The organism is Pseudoroseomonas ludipueritiae (assembly GCF_014490445.1).
Lineage (GTDB): Bacteria > Pseudomonadota > Alphaproteobacteria > Acetobacterales > Acetobacteraceae > Pseudoroseomonas > Pseudoroseomonas ludipueritiae.
Genome location: NZ_JACTUZ010000366.1, coordinates 1 through 813, shown reverse-complemented (window position 1 = coordinate 813; position 813 = coordinate 1). Strand labels below are relative to the sequence as shown.

Sequence of the window (813 nt, the reverse complement as noted above, 5' to 3'; positions counted from 1 at the left end):
GGGCCGGGGGCGAGGGGCGGCAGGGCGGGCAGGCGGGGCTCGCCCCGTGTGACGCGCGCCCGGTTCTCGGGGGTGGCGGCAGGCTTGGTGGTCTCGGAGGTCATGCTCACCCTGTGTCACGCGCCCGCCGGGGGCGGCGTCCTCCGGCGCAACCCGCCTTGCGCCCCTGGCCGCTCAGCGCGCCTGGCGCGCCGCTTCCCGGGCATAGGCGAGGCCGGAGGCGATGGTCACGGCGGCCACGCCCCAGGCCAGCATCTCCATAGCAGGGCCTGGCCCCGGACCGAAACCCGCCACGAAGAGCGTCAGCCCCGCGAAGAGGATCTGCATCAGGGTATTGAGCTTGGAGAGCTTCAGCGGCCGGATGCGCGGCGCGTGGCCCGCCAGCCAGAGCACCAGCACGCCGCCGGTGATCAGCAGGTCGCGGAAGACCACGATGATGGCCAGCCAGTCCGGCATCATGCCGATCATCGCCAGCGTGACATAGGCGCCGGTCATCAGGGCCTTGTCCGCCACCGGGTCCAGCATGGCGCCGAGGGTGGAGCGCAGGTGCCAGCGCCGGGCGATCCAGCCATCGATGCCATCCGAGGCGCCGGCGGCCGCGAAGAGCACGAAGGCCCAGTCCAGCCGGCCATGGGTGATGAGCCAGATGGTACCCGGCACGGCGCAGAGCCGTGCCAGGGTGATCAGGTTGGGCAGGGTCAACGGCCCCGCTTCCGCCCCTTCCGGATGCGGCGGGCGGACCGGGGGCGGCAGGCGCGGCTCAGGCGCCGCCGGCAAGGCCGAGGTGCCAGGCCGCGCCGGGCTGCGCCACCG

The 813-nt window shown here is 74.2% G+C and carries 1 protein-coding gene; it reads right to left on the bottom strand.

Features of this window, described 5'->3' with window-relative positions; all coding sequences use genetic code 11:
- Nucleotides 1–174: 174 nt before the first annotated feature.
- Nucleotides 175–813: CDP-alcohol phosphatidyltransferase family protein (locus IBL25_RS26405; protein ID WP_367615699.1), on the bottom strand; the 639-nt coding region annotated here is incomplete at its 5' end.